This window comes from Mesorhizobium sp. M7A.T.Ca.US.000.02.2.1 (genome assembly GCF_003996995.1).
GTDB lineage: Bacteria > Pseudomonadota > Alphaproteobacteria > Rhizobiales > Rhizobiaceae > Mesorhizobium.
In genome coordinates, this window is record NZ_RZTT01000546.1 from 1 (window position 1) to 3,281 (window position 3,281).

The window sequence follows — 3,281 nt, forward strand, 5'->3', positions numbered from 1 at the left end:
GCCGTCGATGCCGTCGAGGAAGGCGGCAAGCAGCACCATCACCACCGCCGGCTCGAAGCGGCCTTCGAAGCCGAAGCGGATGCCGGACAGGCCGGCGCAGATGGCGAGCACGGTGACCAGATTGGGCAGCACCATGCGCATCGGGATTTCGCGGATGCGCGGACCGCCGCTGGCATGGGCCTCGAACTTTTTGTATTGCGTGCCCACCGGTCAGGAAACCCGAACAAGAGGCGTGCCGGCAACACCGCCGAATTCGGCCAGCACGGTTTCGCCGCCAACCGCCGTCTGGCCGACGGCAACGCGCGGCGTGGCGGTCAGGGGCAGGAACACATCGACACGCGAGCCGAAGCGGATCAGGCCGAAACGCTCGCCAGTGCCGATTGAGCCGCCGGCCTCGGCCCAGCAGACGATGCGGCGCGCCACCAGGCCGGCGATCTGGACGGCCGCGACCGTACCGTTGGGGCTCTCGATGACCAGGCCGTTGCGCTCGTTCTCGGTGCTGGCCTTGTCGAGTTCGGCATTGAGGAATTTGCCCGGCCGGTGCTCGATTTTCGCAATACGGCCGCGCACCGGGGCGCGGTTCACGTGGCAGGAGAAGACGTTCATGAACACCGAAATGCGGGTCATCTCTGCATTGCCGAGGCCGAGTTCGCGCGGCGGCACGGCGGGTCCTACCGCCGAGATGATGCCGTCGGCGGGGCTGACCACCAGGCGGTCATCGACCGGCGTGACGCGCTCGGGATCGCGGAAGAAATAAACGCACCAGGCCGTCAGGATCAGACCGATCCAGAACAGGATCGAGGAGAAATAGCCGAGGAAAAGCGTCGCCGCGCCAAAGGCCGCGATGAAGGGATAGCCTTCGCGATGGATCGGTACGAACGCGTTCTTGACCGTATCGACAAGGCTCATCGGGTGTAAACGGGCTCCGTTTCAGGTGGGGCCTCAATAGCCGAAAGCCCCCCTCGCCGCAACGCAACAATAGGGAATGCCGTATTGGGTGCGCTGGCAGGGGTCGCGATCCGCTTGCCCGGTCAGTGTCGTTGTCGGCAGAATTCGGGACACCGACGGTTCAAGGCGCGGGAAAAGGTTGCCCGTCCATGATCCCAAATCCCAAGACGTTCTGAAGCCCGTACCGGCCAGGTGCTCAAAGTCGAAGCGCCGGCACCTGGCATCGGTTGGCCGTAACGGCTTTTCTACAGCCCAGGTACTCTCTGATAGTTGGCGATGTCGGCGCGCACGCCGAGCCGGGCGATCATCTCGTGCGGGTTGAAAGCGATGCGCTCGTGCGCGGCCTTGACGATCGGCACGACGTTGTCGATGGCTGCCTGGCTTTCCCATTCGACGATGGTGACGAGGTTGAATTCGCCCGGCCCGGAGAATTGCTCGAGCAGGAAGTCCTGGACGAAGCCCTGTTGCAGGCGCAGCAATTCATGCGTTGTCCTGACCTTGGCGAATATCTCCTCGCGGGCGGCGGCAGGCACAACGAATTTGTCCACCCTGAACACGCTGCGGCCGTCAACGCTCTGATTTGTCTTGCTCATTCCGATTTCTCCGTTCCTGGATCATGGTGTTTTTTGGGCTCCAGGAACGGCCTACAATCTCAACTTATGTTGAGGTCAAGCGCAAAAATCAGGTCATGCGCCGAACTTTCAATTCACCTCCGACGTTCGCCGACGAACGACAACGCCAAGCTCGTCGCCCTCGCGGGCGATGCGTAGGCGCTCCTCGGCCTCGGTCGCCTCGCGCTGGCGGTCCCACATCGAGGCGTAGAGGCCATGCTTGCGCATCAACTCGGCATGGGTGCCGCGCTCGGCGATCTGGCCGTCCTGCAGCACGATGATCTCATCGGCCGTGATCACCGTCGACAGGCGGTGGGCGATGACGATGGTGGTGCGGCCACGGCTGACCAGATCGAGCGCGGCCTGGATCTCCTGCTCGGTGTGGCTGTCGAGCGCCGAGGTCGCTTCGTCGAGCATCAGGATCGGCGGCGCCTTCAGGATGGTGCGGGCGATCGCCACGCGCTGCTTTTCGCCGCCCGAAAGCTTCAGCCCGCGTTCGCCGACCATCGACTTGTAGCCGTCAGGCAATCGCTCGATGAACGGACCGATCTGGGCTAGTTCAGCGGCTTTCTGCATGTCCTCCTCGCTGGCTCCGATGCGGCCGTAGCGGATGTTGTAGGCGATGGTGTCGTTGAACAGCACGGTGTCCTGCGGCACCATGCCGATCGCGCCGCGCAGGCTCTCCTGCGTCACTTCCCTGATATCCTGGCCATCGATCAGCACCTGGCCGCCCTGCACGTCGTAGAAGCGGAACAAAAGCCGCGAGATGGTCGACTTGCCGGCACCCGAAGGCCCGACAATGGCGACGGTCTTGCCGGCCGGCACCGCGAAGCTGATGCCCTTCAGGATCTTGCGGTTCGGGTCATAGGAAAAATGCACGTCGCGGAACTCGACCTTGCCGGCGCTCACGGCGAGCGGCCTGGCATCCGGCTTGTCGACGATCTCCTGCGGCACATCCAGAAGGTCGAACATCTGCTCGATGTCGGTCAGCCCCTGGCGGATTTCGCGGTAGATGAAGCCGATGAAATTGAGCGGCACCGACAGCTGCATCAGCATGGCGTTGATGAAGACGAAGTCACCGACCGTCTGCGTGCCGGCCTGCACTTCAAGCGCCGACATGCACATGACGATGACGGTGCCGAGGCCGAAGATGATGCCCTGGCCGAAATTCAGCCAGCCGAGCGAGGTCCAGATGCGCGTCGCGGCGACCTCGTAGCGTGCCATGGAGCGGTCGAAGCGCTCGGCTTCCATGCTTTCGTTGTTGAAATATTTGACCGTCTCGTAATTGAGCAGCGAGTCGATCGCCTTGGTGTTGGCGTCGGTGTCGCTGTCGTTCATGTCGCGGCGGATCGAGATGCGCCAGTCGCTGGCGCGCACCGTGAACCAGACATAGACCCAGACGGTGACCGCGACGACGACCACATATTTCCAGCCATAGGTGTAGGCGAAGATGCCTGTGGTCAGCGCGAATTCGAGGATGGTCGGCGCCGTGTTGAGCATGATGAAGCGCACGATCGTCTCGATGCCCTTGGTGCCGCGCTCGATGATGCGCGACAGGCCGCCGGTGCGACGCTCCAAGTGGAAGCGCAGCGATAGTTGGTGCATGTGAACGAAGGTGCGGAAGGCGAGCTGGCGCACCGCGTATTGGCCGACGCGTGCAAACAGCGCGTCGCGCAGCTGATTGAAGCCAAGCTGCACCAGGCGCACGACATTGTAGGCGAC

General features: G+C 63.1%; 4 protein-coding genes. All 4 read right to left on the reverse strand.

Annotated features, from left to right (window positions below; translation table 11 throughout):
• Positions 1-207, reverse strand: a 207-nt coding sequence (locus tag EOD15_RS31225; protein ID WP_348629441.1) for a CDP-alcohol phosphatidyltransferase family protein, incomplete at its 3' end; no start/stop codon positions are given.
• A 3-nt stretch (positions 208-210) separates the two neighbouring features.
• Complete coding sequence (locus EOD15_RS31230) at positions 211-909, reverse strand: phosphatidylserine decarboxylase (protein ID WP_127268237.1); 699 nt, start codon at positions 907-909, stop codon at positions 211-213.
• A gap of 284 nt (positions 910-1,193) precedes the next feature.
• Entirely contained in the window at positions 1,194-1,541 is a 348-nt protein-coding gene (locus EOD15_RS31235) for an antibiotic biosynthesis monooxygenase (RefSeq protein WP_127322001.1), read from the reverse strand.
• 108 nt (positions 1,542-1,649) lie between these two features.
• A partial coding sequence (locus tag EOD15_RS31240; RefSeq protein ID WP_148129723.1) for an ABC transporter ATP-binding protein/permease occupies positions 1,650-3,281 on the reverse strand: 1,632 nt, incomplete at its 5' end.

Bases quoted from the DNA above. Each gene is read 5' to 3' on its own strand.
- EOD15_RS31230 (WP_127268237.1), bottom strand. From the start codon at position 909: ATGAGCCTTGTCGATACGGTCAAGAACGCGTTCGTACCGATCCATCGC.
- EOD15_RS31235 (WP_127322001.1), bottom strand. From the start codon at position 1,541: ATGAGCAAGACAAATCAGAGCGTTGACGGCCGCAGCGTGTTCAGGGTG.